18 protein-coding genes are annotated in these 19703 nt (G+C 69.1%); 12 read left to right on the top strand and 6 right to left on the bottom strand.

The features are described 5' to 3' along the window. Window positions 1-849 carry a C1 family peptidase gene (locus ACFYO1_RS06375; RefSeq protein WP_387227754.1) on the top strand — a complete coding sequence of 283 codons (849 nt, stop codon included), beginning with the start codon at window positions 1-3 and terminating at the stop codon, window positions 847-849. A 1-nt stretch (window position 850) separates the two neighbouring features. On the opposite strand, the gene ACFYO1_RS06370 is transcribed toward ACFYO1_RS06375, so the two are convergent. Further along, entirely contained in the window at window positions 851-1618 is a 768-nt protein-coding gene (locus ACFYO1_RS06370) for a GntR family transcriptional regulator (protein WP_387227753.1), read from the bottom strand. 97 nt (window positions 1619-1715) lie between these two features. Between ACFYO1_RS06370 and ACFYO1_RS06365 the strand changes: the two genes are divergently transcribed. The 8 genes from ACFYO1_RS06365 (at window position 1716) to ACFYO1_RS06330 (ending at window position 11800) form a co-directional block, all read left to right on the top strand. After that, window positions 1716-2843, top strand: a complete 1128-nt coding sequence (locus ACFYO1_RS06365) for a TIGR03364 family FAD-dependent oxidoreductase (RefSeq protein ID WP_387227751.1) — start codon at window positions 1716-1718, stop codon at window positions 2841-2843. A 9-nt stretch (window positions 2844-2852) separates the two neighbouring features. After that, the gene (locus ACFYO1_RS06360; protein ID WP_387227749.1) at window positions 2853-3542 is read left to right on the top strand and encodes a phosphonatase-like hydrolase; all 690 of its coding nucleotides are present in this window, start codon (window positions 2853-2855) and stop codon (window positions 3540-3542) included. An 85-nt stretch (window positions 3543-3627) separates the two neighbouring features. After that, window positions 3628-4701: a 2-aminoethylphosphonate ABC transporter substrate-binding protein gene (locus ACFYO1_RS06355; RefSeq protein WP_387227747.1), complete on the top strand. Its 1074-nt coding sequence runs from the start codon at window positions 3628-3630 to the stop codon at window positions 4699-4701. A 27-nt stretch (window positions 4702-4728) separates the two neighbouring features. Further along, entirely contained in the window at window positions 4729-5919 is a 1191-nt protein-coding gene (locus ACFYO1_RS06350; RefSeq protein ID WP_387227746.1) for an ABC transporter ATP-binding protein, read from the top strand. Window positions 5920-6028: 109 nt separating this feature from the next. After that, window positions 6029-6925 carry a 2-aminoethylphosphonate ABC transporter permease subunit gene (locus tag ACFYO1_RS06345; protein ID WP_387227744.1) on the top strand — a complete coding sequence of 299 codons (897 nt, stop codon included), beginning with the start codon at window positions 6029-6031 and terminating at the stop codon, window positions 6923-6925. A gap of 4 nt (window positions 6926-6929) precedes the next feature. Then, window positions 6930-7727: an ABC transporter permease gene (locus tag ACFYO1_RS06340; protein ID WP_387227742.1), complete on the top strand. Its 798-nt coding sequence runs from the start codon at window positions 6930-6932 to the stop codon at window positions 7725-7727. A gap of 57 nt (window positions 7728-7784) precedes the next feature. Then, window positions 7785-8381 (top strand): DUF4126 domain-containing protein, encoded by a 597-nt coding sequence (locus ACFYO1_RS06335; protein ID WP_387227739.1) that lies wholly within the window; start codon window positions 7785-7787, stop codon window positions 8379-8381. A gap of 125 nt (window positions 8382-8506) precedes the next feature. Beyond that, the gene (locus tag ACFYO1_RS06330) at window positions 8507-11800 is read left to right on the top strand and encodes a hypothetical protein (protein WP_387227737.1); all 3294 of its coding nucleotides are present in this window, start codon (window positions 8507-8509) and stop codon (window positions 11798-11800) included. Window positions 11801-12026: 226 nt separating this feature from the next. Here ACFYO1_RS06330 and ACFYO1_RS06325 read toward each other — a convergent pair whose 3' ends face one another. The 3 genes from ACFYO1_RS06325 to ACFYO1_RS06315 all read right to left on the bottom strand — a co-directional run bounded on the left by ACFYO1_RS06325 (window position 12027) and on the right by ACFYO1_RS06315 (window position 13972). Further along, complete coding sequence (locus ACFYO1_RS06325) at window positions 12027-12386, bottom strand: DUF4254 domain-containing protein (RefSeq protein WP_150405685.1); 360 nt, start codon at window positions 12384-12386, stop codon at window positions 12027-12029. A 516-nt stretch (window positions 12387-12902) separates the two neighbouring features. Then, the gene (locus ACFYO1_RS06320; RefSeq protein WP_387227735.1) at window positions 12903-13325 is read right to left on the bottom strand and encodes a ribonuclease domain-containing protein; all 423 of its coding nucleotides are present in this window, start codon (window positions 13323-13325) and stop codon (window positions 12903-12905) included. 71 nt (window positions 13326-13396) lie between these two features. Next, window positions 13397-13972 (bottom strand): TetR/AcrR family transcriptional regulator, encoded by a 576-nt coding sequence (locus ACFYO1_RS06315; protein ID WP_387227732.1) that lies wholly within the window; start codon window positions 13970-13972, stop codon window positions 13397-13399. A 169-nt stretch (window positions 13973-14141) separates the two neighbouring features. On the opposite strand from ACFYO1_RS06315, the gene ACFYO1_RS06310 reads away from it, so the two are divergent. Together ACFYO1_RS06310 and ACFYO1_RS06305 are read left to right on the top strand one after the other, a co-directional pair. After that, a complete protein-coding gene (locus tag ACFYO1_RS06310; protein WP_387227730.1) occupies window positions 14142-15392 on the top strand; it encodes an NADH:flavin oxidoreductase/NADH oxidase family protein in 1251 nt (416 codons plus the stop codon). 206 nt (window positions 15393-15598) lie between these two features. After that, on the top strand, window positions 15599-16462 hold the full coding sequence (locus tag ACFYO1_RS06305; protein ID WP_387227728.1) for a helix-turn-helix domain-containing protein: 864 nt from the start codon (window positions 15599-15601) through the stop codon (window positions 16460-16462). Here the strand turns inward: ACFYO1_RS06305 and ACFYO1_RS06300 are convergent. Together ACFYO1_RS06300 and ACFYO1_RS06295 are read right to left on the bottom strand one after the other, a co-directional pair. Further along, window positions 16459-17280, bottom strand: a complete 822-nt coding sequence (locus tag ACFYO1_RS06300; RefSeq protein WP_387227726.1) for an ABC transporter permease — start codon at window positions 17278-17280, stop codon at window positions 16459-16461. The genes ACFYO1_RS06305 and ACFYO1_RS06300 overlap by 4 nt on opposite strands. Beyond that, window positions 17277-18092, bottom strand: coding sequence for an ABC transporter permease (locus ACFYO1_RS06295; protein WP_387227723.1), 816 nt, complete (start codon window positions 18090-18092; stop codon window positions 17277-17279). Before ACFYO1_RS06295 ends, ACFYO1_RS06300 begins: the two co-directional genes overlap by 4 nt. Window positions 18093-18355: 263 nt before the next feature. Between ACFYO1_RS06295 and ACFYO1_RS06290 the strand changes: the two genes are divergently transcribed. Next, window positions 18356-19687: an APC family permease gene (locus ACFYO1_RS06290; protein ID WP_387231715.1), complete on the top strand. Its 1332-nt coding sequence runs from the start codon at window positions 18356-18358 to the stop codon at window positions 19685-19687. The last annotated feature ends 16 nt before the right edge of the window (window positions 19688-19703 follow it).

Raw genomic sequence — 19703 nt, 5'->3', positions numbered from 1 at the left:
TTGTCCACCGCTTTCATTTCCGCCCTGGGAATCGGCCTCGCGGTGTCCGTCACCGCACACGCCGCCCCGGACGAACCCGCTCCGCAGATCAAGCACCATGCGTTCGGTCTCGACCGCGCGGCCGCGCACGACAGCCTCGGCCGGGATACCACCGTCGGCACGGCGCTGCCGGTCCAGCTGGGCGCCGTCGGCGCACCACCGGCCGCGTATTCGTTGCGCCAGTACGCATTACCCGCAGGCGATCAGGGGCCGGTCGGCTCGTGCGTCACCTGGGCGACCGGATACACCGGATACGGGGTGCTGATGAACGAGCAGCAGATCGCCGGCGATCCGATGGCCCCGATGTTCATCTACGCGCAGATCGCCCAGGGCGACGATCAAGGCACCTACGCCGGAGTCGCCCTACCGCTGGAACAGCAACAGGGCATAGACACCAAATCCGACTATTGGCAGGGCGATTTCGACTACACCACCCAGCCCGACGCCAAGGAACGCGCCAACGCCGCCCATTACAAGCTGTCCGGCGCACTGGATCTCACCAAGGGCGATATCGTCACCAACATCAAAAAGGCGATCGCCGCCGGCCTGCCCGTCCCGTTCGGCTTCGACGCCAGGGAAAGCTTCGAAAACCTGGACAGCACCAACGACAACTACAACCCGTCACCTCGCGAGAAAATACTCGGCGGCCACGAGGTAACCATCGTCGCCTACGACGCGAAAGGCGTGACGGTGGAGAATTCCTGGGGCCCGAACTGGGGCAAGAACGGCTTCTTCACCGCCCCTTGGTCATTCATCACCAGTGCCGACGTGAACGAAATCCACTCGATGGGCCGGCTGCTGCCCGCCTGAGCTACTCGGTGAGATGAGCTTCGAAGGCGATCCGGTCGCCGCGGTAGAGACCGCGGACGCGTTCGATCGGGTCGCCGTCGGCGTCCAGGCTGCGGCGGTGCAGGAGCAGAAGCGGTAGGGCCGTGGTGCATTCGAGGAGGGCCGCCTCGCGTGGGGAGGCGAGGACGGTCTCGATGCGTTCGGTGGCGCGGCCGAAGATCACGCCGGAGTCGCGGACCGCGGCGTACAGCGAGGTGGCGGGGTCGTAGGTGGCGCGCAGGCCGGCGAAGCGGTGCAGCGGTAGGTAGGTGCTTTCCAGGCCGATGCGTTCACCGTCGGCGAGCAGGACCCGTTCGAGGTGCATGACCGAAGTTCCCACGGGGACAGCGAGATCGCGGGCGGTGTCGGCGTCGGCGGGGACGTCGTCCCAGCCGACCAGCAGGCGGCCGGGGACGCGTCCGTAACTGATGGCGCCTTCGGTGTAGGACCGAAGCGACAGCGGCTGAACCATTTTCGGGCGCGAGACCACGGTGCCGCGACCCTGCCGCCGAATCCGGCCCTCCACCAGCAAGTCTCGCAGCGCCTGGCGAACGGTCTCGCGCGCCACCTCGAAGCGAACCGCCAGATCGCGTTCCGAGGGCACCGGATCGCCCTCGGCCAGCTCGCCGAGGATCGCCTCCAGCTCGGTGCGCACGCGATAGGACTTCGGCAACCGGTCGGGCAGCGCGAATTCGGCTCGCTCGCCGGGCGCCACCGCGGCGCCGACCCCGTCCACCTCCGTTGCTTCCATGGGGCACAGCATACCCATAATTGGTCTATACCAATTGTTAACCTGACGTTTGCGCAGGAAACACCCGTTGGTCTAGACCAATGTGCACCATGGTCCCATGCGATTGGTCATCATCGGAGGTGGAATCCTCGGCACCGCCCACGCCTTGGCCGCCGTCCGCCGCGGTCACGAGGTCGTGCAGCTGGAGCGGGAGACCGAGGCCCGCGGCGCCACGGTACGCAACTTCGGCCTGGTGTGGGTCTCCGGGCGCTCGGCCGCCGAACTGGAGCTGACGCTGCGCTCGCGGCAGCTGTGGGAGGAGATCGGCGGCCAGGTCCCCGGCGTCGGGTTCCGCCCGGCCGGGTCGATCACGCTGGTCCGCACCCCGATCGAGCTGGCCGTCGCCGAGGCCGCCGCGACCGGTCCGTCGGCCGAGGCGCGCGGGTTCGAGTTGCTCGAGCCGGAACGGGTGCGCGCGCTCAACCCGGCGCTGCGTGGGAAATTCGTTGCCGGACTGCATTGTTCGACGGACGCCGCGGTCGAGTCACGGCAGGCGCTGCCCGCGTTGCGCGCCTACCTGGCGGCCACCGGCCGCTACACCTTCCACGCCGGCACCGAGGCCAGGTCGGTCACCGACACCGCCGCGGGCGCGACCGTGCTCGACGACCAGGGCCGCCGCTTCGCCGCCGACCTGGTGCTGGCCTGCCCCGGCGCGGCGCACGGCGGCCTGACCCGCGAGCTGGCCGGCCCGCTCCCGGTGCGCCGGGTCCGGCTGCAGATGATGCAGACCGCCCCGCTCGGCGAGCCGCTCACCACCGCCATCGCCGACGGCGACAGCTTCCGCTACTACCCCGGCTTCGCCGGCGCGCAGGTGGACACGCTCAATCGCGAACAGTCCCAATCGGCTACCGCCGCCGAACACAAGATGCAGCTGCTCTGCGTGCAGCGATTGCACGGCGGGCTCACCATCGGTGACACCCACGAATACGACGAGCCGTTCGCGTTCGACGTGGACGAGTCCCCCTACGAACACCTCACCGCGGTGACCGAGGAACTGCTCGGACGCGAACTGCCGCAGGTGATCCGGCGCTGGGCCGGCGTGTACAGCCAGAGCCTCGATCCGGCCGCGATCGTCACCCGCGCGCAAGCGAGCGAACACACCTGGGTGATCACCGGGCCCGGCGGCCGCGGTATGACCCTCGGCCCCGCGCTCGGCGAGGAAACCGCCGACCTGCTGAACCTGTAAGGAACCACATTGTCGAACAACACCATTCAACTAGCCGTGCTCGACATGGCGGGCACCACCGTGGCCGACGGCGGCCTGGTCCTGCGCGCCTTCGACGCCGCCGCCACCGCGGCAGGCATCGAAACCGAAGGGCCACAGCGCGAACAGGCCCGCCAGTACGTGCTCGACACGATGGGCCAGTCCAAGATCGCCGTCTTCCGCGCGCTGCTCGACGACGAAGACCGCGCCCAGGCAGCCAATGTGGCCTTCGAGCACGCCTACGAGGCGCTGATCGACGAGGTCGACATCGCCCCGGTTCCCGGTGCGGCCGAGGCCATCGGCAAGCTGCGCGGCGCGGGCGTCAAGGTCGCGCTCACCACCGGATTCAGCCGGAGCACCCAGGACCGCCTGCTGACCGCCCTGGACTGGAAGGACATCGCCGACCTCACCCTGGCCCCGTCCGACGCGGGCCGCGGCCGCCCCTATCCCGACCTGGTACTCGCCGCTCTGCTGCGCCTGCACGCCGACGCCGTGGATCGCGTTGCGGTGCTGGGCGATACGACCAGCGACATCGCCACCGGACTGGCCGCGGGCGCCCGGATCGTGGCGGGCACGCTCACCGGCGCGCACGACGAGGCGCAGCTGCGTGCGGCGGGCGCCACCCACGTCGTGCCGTCGGTGACCGAGTTCGCCGAATTGGTTCTCGCCGAGCATATCTGACCCCGTCGACCGGCCCTCCGCGCTACCGACGGTCCTCCGCCCCTTCGACTCCGACACTCCTCACGAACCGAAAGTTGTAGTCATCGTGCGTACTTCGTACAAGCCGGCCGAGCTGGCACGCACCCTCGCCCGCACCACCCTGCTCGTCGCCACCGCGACCGCCGTCGCGGCCACCGCGGCCTGCGGCGGCACCGGTACCGACAGCGCCGGCGGCAAGACCGTCACGGTCTACTCCGCCGACGGCGTGGGCCCCTGGTATCAGACCCAGTTCGCGGCGTTCCAGAAGCAGACCGGGATCGCGGTCAACCTGGTCGAGGCCGGCTCCGGCGAGGTCGTCAACCGGGTCGACAAGGAGCAGGCCAACCCGCAAGCCGACGTGGTCGTCACGCTGCCGCCGTTCATTCAGAAGGCGAAAGCCAGTGGGCTGCTGCAGGACAGCGGCATCGACACCGGCGCGGTCCCGGCGGCCGACAAGGACCCCGAGGGCAAGTTCGTCACGCTGGCCAACAACTACCTGTGCTTCATCGCCAACCCGTCGGTCGACACTTCCGCGTTGAAGTGGGACGACCTGCTGAAGCCGGAATTCAAGGGCAAGCTGCAATACTCGACACCCGGCCAGGCCGGTGACGGTACCGCCGTGCTGATCCTGCTGCAGAAGCTGCTCGGCAAGCAGGGCGCGCTGGATTACCTGAACAAGTTGCAGGCCAACAATGTCGGGCCGTCCTCGTCCACCGGAAAGTTGCAGGCGAAGGTCGATAAGGGCGAGCTGACCGTCGCCAACGGTGACGTGCAGATGAACCTGACCACCATCAAGGACAAGGGCTCGAAGTTCAGTGTCTTCTTCCCGGCCACCGCCGACGGCAAGAAGTCGACGGTGGCGGTCCCCTACGTGATGGGCCTGGCCAAGGGCGCGCCGCACAAGTCCGACGCGACCAAGCTGATGACCTTCCTGCTCGCGGCCGAGGCGCAGAAGACCCTGGGCCCGGACGCTTTCGCGGTGCCGGCCCGCGCGGAACTGCGCGATGCTCCGGCCACCGGATCGGGCCCGTCGCCGAGTGCGGCACTCAAAGGTGTGGAAGTGCTGCCGGTCGACTGGAACAAGGTACTCACCGACCTGGACGGCGACCTGGCCGCGTACCAGAAGGCCACCGGTAGCTGAAACGCTGTCTCGCACAGAGGAGTCGACATGTCCGCCGGTGACGCGCTCACGAAGTCATCCACCACTGCCCCGTCCCGAACCCCAGCCACCGAACCGGCGATCGTGTTCGACCGGGTCGGCGTCAGCTACCGCAGCGGCCGCAAAACCACCGTCGCACTGGCCGATTTCACGCTGCGTGTCGCCGCGGGCGAGACCGTCGCCCTGCTCGGGCCGAGCGGCTCCGGCAAGTCGACCGCGCTCAAGGCCCTGGCCGGCTTCGTCCGGCCGACCTCGGGCGCGGTCCGGCTGGCCGGGCGCGACGTCACCGACCTGTCCCCCGCCAAACGCGGCATCGGTGTGGTCGTGCAGTCCTACGCGCTCTTCCCGCACATGAGCGTGCACGGGAATGTCGCCTTCGGGTTGAAGTCACACCGGGTGCCGCGCAACGAGATCGGCGCCCGGGTGTCCGAGGCGCTGGCCATGGTGGGCATGGGCGCGTATGCCAAGCGGCTGCCGCGCGAGCTGTCCGGCGGCCAGCAGCAGCGGGTGGCGATCGCCAGGGCGCTGGCCATCCGGCCGAAGGTGCTGCTGCTCGACGAACCGCTCGCCGCACTGGACGCGCAACTGCGCCAGTCCATGCTGGGCGAGCTGCAGGAGCTGCGAAAGGCCTTGCCGGACACGGCGATGCTCTACGTGACGCACGATCAATCCGAGGCGCTCGCCTTGGCCGACCGGATCGCGGTCATGTGCGACTCGCGTCTGGTCGACATCGACACCGCGGAGAACCTGTGGCGACGACCGCCCAGCGACTTCACCGCCGCCTTCCTGGGTGGGGCGAACCTGCTGCCCTGCACGGTGAACCGCCTGTCGGGCGGGTCGGCACTCGTCACCGTCGGCACCCGGACGCTACGCGCGGAGGCGCCCACACCTGGAGTCGGCCAGGCGAATTGGGTTCTCGACGCCCCTGCCCTGCTGTGCGTGCGTCCGCACACCGTCCGGGTCGGCGCGACCTCCGAACGAGACGCATTGCGCGGCACAGTGATCTCCGCCGTCTGGCGCGGCGCGTCCACCCGGCTGCGCCTGGCCGTCGACGGCTTGTCCGACGAGGTCACCGCCGACGTCCCCGGCCAGGTCGACACCCCCACCGGCGCGGTAGTCGGCGTCCACCTCCCCGACCCCGCCGGCGTCCTGATCCCCCGCGCCCTCGGCCGCACCACCCCCAGCGAGGCCCCGCGATGACCCGCCGCCAGAGTTCGCGCACACCCGCTGATTTCCCGCACACCGAGTCGCGTGCGATTGGCTGTGCGGGAAATCGAGAGGTATGCGGCGCGCCGGAAGGCGGGCGGTCATGAGTGCGCCCGCGGTGCTGGAGCCGGTGTCCGGTGCTGAGCCGGCGAGTCCTGCTGCGCGGCAGCGCAGCTGGCGGCCGGTGCTGTGGGGGGTGCCGCCGATGCTGGTGGTGCTGTTCATCGCCGGGTATCCGATCATCCGGGTGCTCGCCGAGTCCACGGTCACCCCGACCGGCCGGGGCACTTCGGTCTGGTCGCAGGTGCTGGGTTCCGAGTCGTTCCGGGATGCGTTGTGGCGCACCGTGTTCATCGCGGTCGGCTCGGTCGCGGGCTGCCTGGTGCTCGGCACGTTCCTGGCGATCGTGCTGGCGTTCGTACCGTTTCCCGGCTCGCAGGTCGTCGGCCGGCTCATCGATACGGTGCTGACGCTGCCGTCGTTTCTCATCACGCTGGCCTTCACGTTCCTCTACGGAACGGCGGGCGCGGTGAACGCGCTGATCACCCGCATCACCGGGAACAACGAGCCGGTGCTGAACTTCCTCAGCACCCCGCTGGGCGTCATCCTCGCGGAGATCACCTTTTTCACGCCGTTCGTCGTGCGCCCGCTGCTCGCCGCGTTCGCCCAGCTCCCGCGCGAACAACTCGACGTGGCCGCCAGTCTCGGCGCCTCACCGTGGCGGGTACTGCGCCAGGTCGTGCTTCCGGAGGCGTGGCCCGCGCTCGCGGCGGGCGGCAGCCTCGTATTGCTGTTGACGCTCAACGAATTCGGCATCGTCCTGTTCACCGGGGCCAAGGGGGTGATCACGCTGCCCGCGCTGATCTACACCCGCGGCATCGTCACCTTCGATCTGCCCGGGGCCGCGGTGCTCGCCTCGGTGCAGGTGCTGCTCTCGCTCACGCTGTACGTCGGATACCGGCTGATCTTCGCCCGGTTCACGGCCAGGAAGGAGAACTGACGCGATGCTGATGTGGACCAGGCGCGGCCGGGGACTGGTGCTCGCGGCCTTCGCGCTCGTCGTGTTCGTGGTGTTCGTCGCGCCGATCGTCACCGTCGTCGCGGCCGCGTTCGCCGGGCACTGGACCGGCCCGCTGCCCGCCGACCTGGGCTTCGCCAACTTCGACCGCGCGATGTCCGGTGAGCAGGCGGCCAGTCTGTCGGTGAGCCTGCAGACCGCGTTGCTGGCCGGCGCCGTCTCGCTGATTCTCGGCACCTGGGCGGCGCTGGCCGCCCGCGAGGCGCCGGGCTGGTGGCGGCGCTGCACCGACGCGGTGTTCCATCTGCCGGTCGCGGTCCCCTCGGTGGCCATCGGCCTCGGCGTGCTGATCGCGTTCAACGAACGGCCGGTGCTGCTCGGCGGCACCAAATGGATTGTCATCCTTGCGCATTCGGTGCTCGTGCTGGCCTACGCGTTCAGCGCGGTGGCCGCCGCGCTCGACCGCCTCGATCCCGGCTATCGCGAGGCCGCCGAATCGCTCGGCGCGAGCCCGGTCCGCGTCCTCTGCCAGGTCACGCTGCCGCTGCTGCTGCCGGCGCTCGGGGCGGCCGCCGGTCTCGCCGTGGCCCTGTCCATGGGTGAGCTCGGCGCGACCATCATGGTCTACCCGGCCACCTGGAAGACGCTGCCGGTCGGCATCTTCGCCCAGACCGATCGCGGCGAGGTCTTCGACGCCGCCGCCAGCACCACCCTGCTGGTCCTCGTCACCTTGATCGCGCTGATCCTGCTGGGCCGCCTGCGCAGCCGCGCCGCCCTGCGCTGACCCCGCGTGTTCTCGACGGTCGAGGCGGGCGATCCCGTCTCGACCTAGGATGACTTCGTGTCAGCACTTCCCCTCATCTTCACCGCGGGCTGGGCGAGCGGCGTCAACGCCTACGCCGTGGTGCTGCTGCTCGGCCTGTTCGGCCGCACCGGCCTGTCCGATTCGGTGCCCGACGCCCTGCAACGCACCGACGTGCTGATCGCCGCCGCGGTGCTGTTCCTGATCGAGGCGGTCGCGGACAAGATTCCGTACCTCGACTCGTTCTGGGACGCGCTGCACACCGTGGTCCGCCCCGCCGCGGGCGCGGTCGTCGCGGCATTGCTTGCGGGACAAGACGGTTCGCTGCCCGAGCTGGCGGCCGGCGCGGTCGGCGGCGCGTCGGCTCTGGCCAGCCACCTGGTGAAGGCGGGCACCCGGATGGCGATCAACACCTCGCCGGAACCGGTGACCAACATCGTGACCAGCACCGCCGAGGACGTCTCGGTCGCGGGCATCGTCACCCTGGCGATCTTCCATCCGCTGCTCGCGGCCATCGTCGCCGGCGCGCTGCTGGTGACCGGGCTGATCCTGGTGTCCTTCCTCGCCACCCGCATCCGCCGCTACCTGCGCCGCCGCCGAGCACGCCGGGAGGCCCGCAGCGCCGCCGCGACCTGAGCGCGACGGGTTACGCACGGGCCGCCGATTCGATCTCGGTCCGGCCGAACCCGGTGTGCGCGACATATCCTCACAACGACCACGGGGGATTCCTCCGCTTCAGAGGGAAGGTTGGCGGTCGAACAATGGCATCACCGGCGACGAAGCTAGTGAAGGACATCGAGCCGTTGTCCGCGCCGCAGCGGCGGCGGGCGATCGCGACGGTCGCGTTGCGGTTGGCCGGTACGGGTGAACTCAGCGCGCTGCTGGCCGATCTGGCCGGGCGCGGGCGCTACGAGCGGGTCCTCTCGATTCATCTGGCCGCGATCGCCGCCGACCGCGATCACCTTGTCGGCCAACTGGATTCGGCCGGACAGGAGTTCGTCTCGCGAGCGGTCGTCGCGCTGGTCCGGCTCGGTGTCGAACCCCGGACGCTGGTCGAGCGGCTGCCGCGGATGGCACACCGGACGCGGCGCGTGCTGTATCGCGCGGTCGGGCGCCGCGCGCACGACCCGGGTCTGGCCGACGCCCTGCTCCCCGAGGTGCGGCGACTGTTCGGCGACGCCGAGGCGGCGCGAATCCTCCCGTATTGCTCGACGCGACTGGTCACCGAGTACCTGCCCGAGTTCGCGTACGCGGCGCCGAACTGGCAGACATTGGCCCGCAGGCACGCCGACGCGGTGCTCGCATATCTGACCGACCTCGCCGCCCAGGCGGGCGAGCCGGACTGGCCCGAGCTCTGGCCGCGCATCGCCGCCGGATCAGCCACATTCGCGCTGCACGCCCCCGACCGCCTGCTCGCACTCGCCGCGCAGGCAGTGGCGCACCACCAGATCTACGGCCTGGATGCGATCGCGGGCAAGCTGACTCGGCACGATCCCGAGGCCGTCGTCGAGCTGATCCTGCATCCCAGCGGCCGCGGCAACTGCCTCGCCGGACGCGCGGTGTTCACCGCACTGCGCGCACTCGCCGACGATCGGCTGATCGCCGTGTGCGCCGCGTATTCCAGCTATCACCGGCGGCAATTCCTGCACTCGCTGCCGCCGAGCCGGCGCACCGAGCTCGTGCGGCAGGTGTTCATCCGCCCCGGCGTCGACGCCGCGCTGGTCGATCTGGACGCGCTCGACCGCCTGCCCCGGACCGATCGAGCGACGCTCGCGCGCGAATTGCTCGCGCGCCAAGGCGGATCCGATGATCGGCGGGCGCGGGAACGGCTGATCGCCCGGCTCTCCTGGGAGGAGGCCGAGCCGGTCCTGCACGAAAGCATCCGCCGGCCGACCGCCGACGAGCGCATCGAGGCGTATCCGCTGCTGGTGGTCGCGGCGATCGGCAGCCGCGATCCTGAGGTGGTCGGCGCGCTGCTCGAATCCCTGCGCCGCCTGCGCAACGAGCAGGATCCGGTGCGGCGCACCGCATTACAGGCGATCACCGAGATACCGCCGACCCTGCTGCGCCCCGCCCATCTGCCCGCGCTGGAAATCCTGGCCACCGACGCGCTGCAAGCCCGCGACCGTTCGGCCATGACCACCGGCGCGGTCGGCACGCTGGCCCGCACCCTGCTCGTGCACGGCGCCCGCGCCGACGATCCGGCCTGCACGGAGTCGGCGCTGCGGTTGATCGAAAGCCTTGCGGCGCATGCCAGTTCGATCCCGCTGCGGGACCTGGACCGCAACCTGCCCCGCGGCGCGGAACATCGGCTGTTCGCGGCACTGCATCGCCGGCTGGACGGCGACGCGATGCGCGACGAGTGGACCCTGACCCTCGCCCTGGCCAACGGCCTGCACAAACGCGCCTGGAAGGTCGGCGCCTTGCAGCAGTTGCTGCTGCGCGCCTGCGGTGCGCGCAACGATTCGGTGATCCATAACGCGGTGGACCTGGTGCTGGCCAACCCGATCACCCGCGACGAGCACCTGGCCGTCCTGTTGAGCCGGGACCGCTCGATGATCTCGCTACCCCGGGTGCAGCACGTGATCGCCACGCGCCGAACGGATCTGCTCGACCAGGTGCTCAGCGGCGCGACCCCCGGCCGGTTCATCGCGCCGAAAGTGCGCCTGGTGCCGGAGTTCTCGGCCGGCTTCGACGGATGGACACCGCGCCAGATCGAGCTGTACGCGCGGGCACTCACCGGCCTGATCCGGTCGAAGGACGCCTCGCCGTGGGAGAAGTCCTGGGCGGTGCGGCGTTTGGGCCGCCTGCCCGGCAGCTTCGCGCGCCTGGTCGGGTACACCGATCATCCCGAGCTCACGGTGGCCGAGGCGGCGCTCACCGCGCTCGGCCGCAGCGACGAGGCCGAGGCCGCGATCGGGGTGCTCGGCCGCTACGTGGATTCCGATCGCGCGCGAGTCGCGGTGAGCGGCATCGCTTCCCGTGCCCGGAGCATCCCGCCGGATCGGCTCGCGGCCGCGCTCACCCCGCTGCTGGACTCGCCGAAGATCACCTCGCTGAAGGAGGGGGTGCGGCTGCTCGCCGCGTTGCAGGTACCGCAGGCGCTGGCGACGATCCGGGCGATCTGGGACCGGCCGAATCAGCATCGTGACGTCAAACGCGCGGTCGTCTTCGCCTGTCGCTGGCTGCTCGACCACGACGAGGCCTGGCAGATCCTCGCCGACGCGTCCCAGGACCCGGCGGTGGCCGGCGAGGCGCTGAGTCTCGCGCCCGCGCTGCTGCCGATTCCGCAGCGCCGCCGGATGGCCGAGCTGGTGCGGGAGATGGCGGGCGGGACCGATGTCCAGCTGGCCACCGAGGCGATGCGGGTACTCAGCGCCTGGCAGCGCTGGGCGCCCGCCGACACCGGAGACATGCTGGTGCGCAGGCTCGCCGATCTCGGCGAGGCCGGGTTGTGGCGGCAGGCCGCGCGGGTGCTGGTCGGCGGCGCGTTCCGGGCGGAGGTGCCTGCCGCGGTGGATCGGCTGCTGGCCGCCGAGGACATCGTCATTCCCGGTCGCGATCTGCCGGCCCGGCAACGGCTTTCGACGCTGCTCGAAAGTCTCGGGCAGGCGGCCGGGCGATCGGAATCGGCACGGGCGACGGCGGTCACGGTCGCCGAGCGCCTCTCCGGCGAGACGCAGTGGCGGCGATTTGCCATCGATCTGCTGCTCGCCCAGATCCGTTGGGCCGATCCGGTGTCGAGCGCGCGGGCGATCCAGCAGGCGTGTGGTCTGGCCCGCGGTGCGATGGTGGTGTATCCCGCCGAGCAGTTGCGGACGCGGCTGGCCCGGACCGGGCAGATGGTCGACGCCGACACCATGACGACGGTCGCGCGGGACCTGTCCACCGATGTGGACAGTGCCACCGCGCTGGCCGCGCTGGCCTTGATCGCGCAGTGCGGCAATCATTTCGGCTGGACGCCGACCTGGGTGGAACTACTCGCCCGAATGCGTACGCACGGGCAGAGCAATGTCCGGGTGGCGGCACACGAGATCTTCACCGTGGCCGAATGAGGGTGGCACCGATGCGGCGCGGCGAATTCTCAGCGGGCGTGCCGCGCCAGTCGACCACGCGGCACGCCGGGCGGGGCGCCCCGTTGCGCCCGCCGTCACTGGGCAGGCGACTTATCGTCCGCGGGGGTCACTGGTCGGATGACCACCCTGGGACATCGCCTTCGAGCAAGCGACGCTGTCGGGGCAGTGTCACTCTCGTGGTTGTCGATTCGTCGATCGGGAATGATCACTGCTCTGGCAAACGGCGGCGGCCACCGGCCACGTCGGTTACCAAATCAGTGTACCCATCGACAAGTTCTGCCAGGTGGTACCAATGTTTATGGGTATTGTCACTGCGCGCGCCCTCGACGTCGATGACCTGATTCGCATCCACCCAGCTGCGTGCCATCCGGTCTACCACCGCCCCCAGGCTTTCCGTGTGCAGCGAGGCGCCGTTGCGGTGCTGCGGGATCTCCTTGCCGATCCAATCGTTGATGTCGTCGACGAGTTCACTTCGGCGGCAGTCGATTTCGACGATCAGCGCGGAGTCGCGCACCTGCTGCCTGCGCGCATGCAGTTCGGCGAGCGCATGGGCGGAGCGCAGCATTTCTCGATCTTGAAAACGGCGGCCCTGGAATGCACACAGTAATTGCGGAGCTGTCGGCAGTACCCCCACTGTCGGCGCGCTCATGACTGCGCACCGAGTTCGCCCGACACCAACACGCTTTGTACCAACATAATTGGCTCTCGATTCGGTTATCCCGGTCATCGGATCGGTTGTTCACAACTAGGCTAGCTGGATCATGCACTTACTGATGCAAGAACGCAAGAGTGCGTCTGCATTGCTGCATCTCGTCTGTTCGCGTCGTTTCAGGCACCCGGTTTCGGCACCGGACAACCGCTTCGACACCGCTCGAGCAGGGGCGTCGTCGGCGACCTCGGGCGATGCGCGAGTTTTCCCCCGCTACCGGAATCAGACTTGGGGACAGTGTGTCTCGATGGTGGATCAGCCCGCGTCGAGAAGGATGCCGGACGGTTGCTCATCGACATCACGGATCGCGATATCCGCCGCGAAACGTGTCAAGGCCGGTTGCGAACCGCGTCCGAACCTGGTTGTTCCCGGTCAGCGCATGCGGGTGAATGTGGCGTAGTGATCGCCGGTGTACCAGGCGGACTTGTCATTTCCGGTGACGATGCGTTCGGCATCGCGACTCTGGCCCGGCTTCTTGATATTGACGTCCCACTCCTGATAGGCGATCCGGCGTCCCGCCGAATCCGTGCTGGGCAGCGTCCCCTCTCGATTCGACCAGGTGCCACCGCCTTTGGTGCCGGACCCGTCGTTCGGCGGCCAGGTGCCCGCATCGATCCGGGCGAGGGTGTCCCAGGCGCGTTGCGGGATCGCGGCGCTGACCAGCGTGACCGAGTCCGCGTGCGCCGGGCGCGGCGACTGCTGTTCCGCCGACCATCCGAAGACCAGCGCCGAGACCGCCACCAGCACGGCGAGCACGCGCACGAACCGTTTCGAGGTCGATCCCGCCCCAGTCATACCGCGTGAACCTACCTGCGCGAGTCGAACTCCAGGTTTCGGCAGGTTTCCGATCCGGAAAACGTTGGCGACTACCCGAGTTCGGACGTCCGGCAGCGCAGCAGATAGCCGAGCTGCTCCGCGGCCCGGTCGAGCGGGGTGACCGAGCGGGTGGCAATGGACATGACGACGGCGCCTTCGATCGCGGCCACCGTCGTGGTCGCCAGCGATTCCGCCACCTCGGCCGTGAGCCCCTCGCTGGTCAGCTGCGCGGCGATCAGCGCTTCCCATTCGGCGAACGCTTCGGCGGCAATGGCCGGGGCCGCAGGCACTTCCGAGCCGGCCAGCGCGGCCGCGACCACCGGGCACCCCGCGGTGAAATCGGCGGCGACCAGCGTGTCCTTCCACATCCGGACAAAGCCGGCGAGCCGCGCCGCCGAACTGCCATCTTCTTCGGTGGCGGTGATGGTCGCGGCCAGCACCTGGCCCGCCGTCCGGGTCGCCTCCTCGATCAGCTGCTGTTTGCCGCGCGGGAAGTTCTGATAGATCGACCGGCGGGCGGTGTTGCTGTGCGCGAGCAGTTCGGTCATTCCGGTGCCCGCGACGCCGTGGCGCCGGATCAGGTCGATCGCGCCCATGATGAGCCGTTCACGGGGCCGCATCGTCATAGTCGCAGCTTACCCATTCCCTCCTTGCGATAGACCGATCATTCTACTACCGTGAGAGCACGCGTGACCCGCCGTAACAGAAATGCGCCGTTGATCGCCCCGCGTCCGGCCGAATGCCCGCGGTTGCCGTGCCCGCCCCGAATACATTGCGCGACAAAAGGACTCACCGATGACAACGCTCGCCGACGCACTCCCGCTGCCGTGCGGCCAGGTCCTGCCGAACCGGCTGATGAAGTCGGCCTTGAGCGAAGGCCTCGGCACCCCGGCCAACGCCCCCGACCAGCGGCTGACCCGGCTCTACACGCGCTGGGGCGCGGGCGGTTACGGCCTGGTGGTCACCGGAAACGTGATGGTCGACCGCGGTCACCTCGGCGAGCCGGGCAATGTCGTGGTCGACGACGAGCGCGACCTCGACGCGCTGACCGCCTGGGCCAAGGCCACCCATGACGGCGGTGCGCCGATCTGGATGCAGATCAATCATCCCGGCCGGCAAGCCAATCCGCTGGCCACCCGGACCCGTCCGGTCGCGCCGTCGGCGATCGCGCCGAAGATCCCCGGCATGCCGACCCCGCGGGCGCTCACCGACGCCGAGATCGAGGCCGTCGTCGACCGCTACGCCGCCACCGCGCGGATCGCCGAGATCGCCGGATTCGACGGCGTGCAGGTGCACGGCGCGCACGGATACCTTGTGTCGCAATTTCTTTCGCCGCTGGCCAATCAGCGCACCGATCGCTGGGGCGGTACTCCCGAGCGGCGCATGCGCTTCGCGGTGGAGGTGGTCCGGCGGATTCGCGCCGCGGTCGCCCCGGGCTTCGCCGTGGCGATCAAGCTCAACTCCGCCGACTTCCAGCGCGGCGGGTTCACCGAGGACGAGTCCCGCGCGGTCGTCGAACGACTCGCCACCGAGGGCCTCGACCTGATCGAAATCAGCGGCGGCAGTTACGAATCCCCCGCCATGATGGGCCGCAAGGACGCGCCGGCGGCCAGCACCCGCGCCCGCGAGGCCTACTTCCTCGACTACGCGCGCACCGTCCGCGCCGCGGCCGGCGACCTGCCGCTCGCAGTCACCGGCGGCTTTCGTTCCCGCTCCGCCATGGCCGAGGCCGTCGGCTCCGGCGACTGCGACGTGGTCGGCATCGGCCGCCCCACCTGTCTCACCCCCGACGCCGCCGACGCGGTGCTCACCGGCCGCGACGAACGCCTGCGCAGCGCGGGCATCGCCATGGGCCTGCGCGGCCCGCTGTCCGCCGTCACCAGCCTCCGCTCCCTGGACGGCGCCCTCGACCTGCAATGGCACACCGACCAACTGCACCGCCTCGGCGCGGGCGCGGACCCCGACCCCGACCGCCCCTGGTGGAAAACCACCGTCTCGATGCTCGGCCGCAACGGTCTCGACGCCTTCCGGCACAAGCGCGGCTGACCGGATCGCCGGACGGAATCCGACCCGTCCCCGCTTTCGGTCCCTGCTGCCCACCGGGGCGCCGACTACGCCCCGGATGCTCGGCGACTTCGGGAATCTGCCGAGTCGGGAACCGGAAACCTTGGACCTCACCAGGATAGGAAGCGGTACTCTTTCGTCCTACGAACGCGCGCTGTCGGCGCAGGCGGGACCGAAGGGATGTGGTCATGGCAGGCAAGCGCACCGTCCTGACCGTGCGCTTGCGCCGGCTGGCCGCGATGCTGCACGAAATGCGTGAGCACGCCGAACTCAGCAAGGAAGAGGTGAGCGCGCAGACCGGGATCAACGTGACCACGTTGTACCGGATCGAGACGGCGCAGGCGCGGCCGCAGCGGCGCACCCTGCAGGCGATGCTCGACCTCTACGGCGTCACCGAGGAGCAGCGCGAGGACGCGATGGAGCTGCTGTCGGACGCGCTGAAGCCGGGCATGTCGCGGGCGTACGAGGGCAGCGTTTCGGAGGTGTACGCGGCGTACATCAACTTCGAGTCCGAGGCGTTGTCCGCGCGGCACTATCAAACCTCCACCATCCCAGGGCTTTTACAGACGATGGAGTACGCGACGGCGGTGATCGATACGTCGATGCCGAAGGTCGAGGCGGCGATCATGGAGGATCGGGCGCGCGCCCGGATGGACCGCGCCGCGAATCTGACCAAGGAAGAACCGCTCGAACTGTGGGTGGTGATGGACGAGGCGGCCATTCGGCGCACCGTCGGCGGGCCCGCGGTCATGCACGGCCAGCTGGATCGCCTGCTGCAGGAAACCAAGCGCAAGAACGTGATCCTGCAGATTCTCCCGTTCGAAGCGGGCGCGCACCCCGGAATGGCGGGGTCGTTCACCCTGCTGGACTTCCACGATCCGGCCGATCCGGAGCTGGTGTACGTGGAGGGCATCGCGGGCGACGAGCTCATCGAGGGGCATCCCGAAATACGCCGCTTCGGCGTCATTTTCGACCAGCTGCGCGCGATGGCCCTGAGCCCGCGCGATTCCGCGGAGATGATCATGGACGCCGCCGCCCGGATGGGCCGCTAAGTCCGGCTGGCCCTGCGGTATCCGACGGCGGCCGGCACGGCGAACACCACGATCGCACCGACCGACCAGGTCACGGTCGCCAGCAGCGGAGCGCGAACCGCCCCGCCGAGCGACAATCCGCGCATGGCATCGATCGCATAGGTCATCGGCTGGTGCGCGACAATCGGTTTCGCCCAGGCCGGATACGCGGTCAACGGCACGAACCCGGTGCTGAAGAACATCATGATCGACGAACCGAGCGAAACCGCCTCCACGAGCGCAGTTTTCGCGCTGAAGACGGCTACCGCGGTGACCAGCGTCGCGAACCCGAGCCCGTACAGCAGCGGCACTGCGAACAATGCGATCCCGGCGAGCACCCCTTGTTCGAACCGGAACCCGAGCACCATGCCCACCGCGAACAACACCATGGTGCACAGCAGTATCCGCACCCCTTCGGCGAGTATGCGCGAGGCCAGTCCGGACGCGCGATGCACCGGCAGCACCCACAACCGGGCCAGCAGACCCTGGTCGCGTTCCCGGCCGAGCGTGATCGCGCCGGCCAGCGACCCCGACATCACCCCGACCAGCGCCACCATCGGCACCGACCCGTACAACGCACTCGCCCCGGAGAACGTCGAAATCTGCTTGCCGAGAACGGTATTCAATACGATCAGCAGCAACGCCGGGAAGATCAGCGACTGCACCATCGTCAACGGGTCACGCCACCAGCGTAGTAGCAGTCGACGCGTCTGAATGACGGTCTGCGGCAGCAGCCGCCGCCAGGTCTCGGTCTGCCCGTGCACCGAAGGAAGGTTCGCGGCGCGGCCGGTCGGGGTCATGCCGACCTCCGCACAGCCACCACCACGCCCAGCGCGCCGAACACCACGAGGATCCCGAGCGCCCAAGCCAGGCCGGGCCCGAGCACCGGCCAGCCGACGACGCCCGCGTTCCCGCTCGGATCACCGGCCAGCGCGCGCATTCCGTACACGAACTGCGATACCGGCTGATTGCGCGCGAAACCCTGCAGCCACGAGGGGAATTGACGCGCGGGCGCAAGACCGGTGGACACCAGGCCGAGGATCAACTGCGGAAAGATGAGCACCTGGGTGATCGCCTCCGGGCTCTTCGCCAGGCTGCCGATCAGGTCCGCACCCACGCACAGCGCCAACGCCACCAGCACCGCGAATCCGATGAATCCCGCTGTCTCCCAGAATGTTCCGTAGAACCTGACCCCGATCACCCGGCCGCAGACCAGCGCGACCGCCAACGAGACCACCGCGCGATACATGGCCGCGGTGATCCGGGCCGCCAGCGGCGCCGCCGCGGGCATCGGCATGGAGCCGAATCGGACAGTGAGTCCGTCCTTGGCGTCGCTGGCCGCCCGGAACGCGGCCGAGGTGGCGCAGAACGCCACCGCCTGCATCACGATCATCGGCATCAGGAACTGCGCGTAACTGCTGAGTCCGTGCCCGTACACGCTCATGACCAGGTTCAACGGCACGTAGAACCCGAGGGTGAACACGGTCGGCGCGACCACCGCGGTCACCAGTTCGCCGTTGCGCCAAGACGGCCGGATCAGGCGGCAGGTCAGCACCCACCACTGGGCGACCGCCCCGATCCGCGGCCGCGACGGCACCGTCAGCAGGCTCATCTGCACGCTCTCATCCTGCGGATATCTCCGCCGGTTTGCCGGGAACCGGCGGTTGCCCGCATGTCGTGGGCGGCTGTCCTGGGAAATACCGAAATAGCGCGCGATTCGGTTCACCGGCCGGCGAATTTGCCCCGTGCAGGCACGCCGGTCGACTAATTTCGGACGATTCGGGTACTTCATCCATCTGTTGCGAAACATCGGGGAGGGACCGCGTGGCCGGCGTCACCACACAGCGAGAAGCGGAACCGGAGCTGAAGCGGGTGATGGGCCCGTGGCTGTTGTTGCTGTTCATCATCGGCGACATCCTCGGCTCCTCGGTGTACGCGCTCACCGGGAAGGTGGCGCACGAGGTGGGCGGCGCGGTGTGGGTGCCGTTCGTGGTGTCCTTCCTGGTCGCGCTGGTCACCGCGATGAGTTACCTGGAGCTGGTCACCAAGTATCCGAATGCCGCTGGGGCCGCGCTCTATACGCACAAGGCGTTCGGGATCCAGTTCCTCACGTTCATGGTCGCGTTCGCGGTGATGTGCTCCGGGATCACCTCCGCCTCGACGGCTTCCCGAGCGTTCGCGGCCAACTTCGCCGAGGCGTTCGACCTGGATATCGGCACCGGCGTGGTGGTCACGGTGATCGCGCTGGCCTTCATGGCGGTGATCGCGGTGATCAATCTGCGCGGGGTGAGCGAGGGCGTCAAGCTGAACGTGCTGCTCACCTGTGTCGAGCTGACCGGTCTGCTGATCGTCATCGGGATCGGCTGCTGGGCGCTCGGCGCGGGCGACGGCGATTTCAGCCGGGTCACCGACTTCGACACCGGCGACCGGACCGCCGTCGGCGGCGTCATCGCCGCGACCACGCTGGCGTTCTACGCGATGGTCGGCTTCGAGGACTCGGTGAATATGGCGGAGGAGTGCAAGCAGCCCAGCCGGATCTTCCCGAAGGTGCTGCTGGCCGGGCTGACCGTCACCGTAGTCGTCTATGTGCTGGTGTCGATCACCGCGGTCGCGCTGGTACCGGTGTCCGAGCTCAGCCAGGGCGACACGCCACTGTTGCAGGTGGTGCGGGTGGGCTGGCCGTCGTTTCCGACGCATATCTTCGCGTACATCAGCATGATCGCCGTCGCCAACACCGCGCTGATCAACATGTTGATGGCGAGTCGACTGCTCTACGGCATGGCCAGGCAGGGCGTGTTGCCGCGGGCACTCGGGCGGGTCCATTCCGGTCGGCGCACGCCCTACATCGCGATCCTGTTCACCACGTTGCTCGCGCTGGCGCTGATCGCGTTCGTCAGCGAGGTGCCCGAACTCGGCGGCACCACGGCGCTGTTGCTGCTCGCCGTGTTCACCATCGTGAATGTCACCGTGCTGGTCTTGCGCCGAGATCGGGTGACGCACGAGCACTTCCGCACGCCGACCGCGCTGCCGGTAATCGGCGCGTTGAGCTGCGGATTCCTGGTGACGCCGTGGACCGATCGGAATCCGCAGCAGTACACGATCGCGGGAATCCTGCTCGCGATCGGCGTCGTGCTGTGGGCGGTGAACCAGCTGCTGATCCGGTACCTGCACGCCGAGCCCGCCGCGGCTGAACCGCCGGCCGAATAGCGGATCTTGTTCCTGG

The sequence above is a fragment of the Nocardia sp. NPDC006044 genome, assembly GCF_042871115.1.
GTDB lineage: Bacteria > Actinomycetota > Actinomycetes > Mycobacteriales > Mycobacteriaceae > Nocardia.
This window is presented reverse-complemented; position numbering and strand designations above follow the sequence as displayed.

Coding starts and splice junctions, on each gene's coding strand:
- ACFYO1_RS06370 (WP_387227753.1), bottom strand. CDS start 1,618: ATGGAAGCAACGGAGGTGGACGGGGTCGGCGCCGCGGTGGCGCCCGGC.
- ACFYO1_RS06365 (WP_387227751.1), top strand. CDS start 1,716: ATGCGATTGGTCATCATCGGAGGTGGAATCCTCGGCACCGCCCACGCC.
- ACFYO1_RS06350 (WP_387227746.1), top strand. CDS start 4,729: ATGTCCGCCGGTGACGCGCTCACGAAGTCATCCACCACTGCCCCGTCC.
- ACFYO1_RS06345 (WP_387227744.1), top strand. CDS start 6,029: ATGAGTGCGCCCGCGGTGCTGGAGCCGGTGTCCGGTGCTGAGCCGGCG.
- ACFYO1_RS06340 (WP_387227742.1), top strand. CDS start 6,930: ATGCTGATGTGGACCAGGCGCGGCCGGGGACTGGTGCTCGCGGCCTTC.
- ACFYO1_RS06330 (WP_387227737.1), top strand. CDS start 8,507: ATGGCATCACCGGCGACGAAGCTAGTGAAGGACATCGAGCCGTTGTCC.
- ACFYO1_RS06325 (WP_150405685.1), bottom strand. CDS start 12,386: ATGCTGCGCTCCGCCCATGCGCTCGCCGAACTGCATGCGCGCAGGCAG.
- ACFYO1_RS06320 (WP_387227735.1), bottom strand. CDS start 13,325: ATGACTGGGGCGGGATCGACCTCGAAACGGTTCGTGCGCGTGCTCGCC.
- ACFYO1_RS06315 (WP_387227732.1), bottom strand. CDS start 13,972: ATGACGATGCGGCCCCGTGAACGGCTCATCATGGGCGCGATCGACCTG.
- ACFYO1_RS06310 (WP_387227730.1), top strand. CDS start 14,142: ATGACAACGCTCGCCGACGCACTCCCGCTGCCGTGCGGCCAGGTCCTG.
- ACFYO1_RS06305 (WP_387227728.1), top strand. CDS start 15,599: ATGGCAGGCAAGCGCACCGTCCTGACCGTGCGCTTGCGCCGGCTGGCC.
- ACFYO1_RS06300 (WP_387227726.1), bottom strand. CDS start 17,280: ATGACCCCGACCGGCCGCGCCGCGAACCTTCCTTCGGTGCACGGGCAG.
- ACFYO1_RS06295 (WP_387227723.1), bottom strand. CDS start 18,092: ATGAGCCTGCTGACGGTGCCGTCGCGGCCGCGGATCGGGGCGGTCGCC.
- ACFYO1_RS06290 (WP_387231715.1), top strand. CDS start 18,356: ATGGGCCCGTGGCTGTTGTTGCTGTTCATCATCGGCGACATCCTCGGC.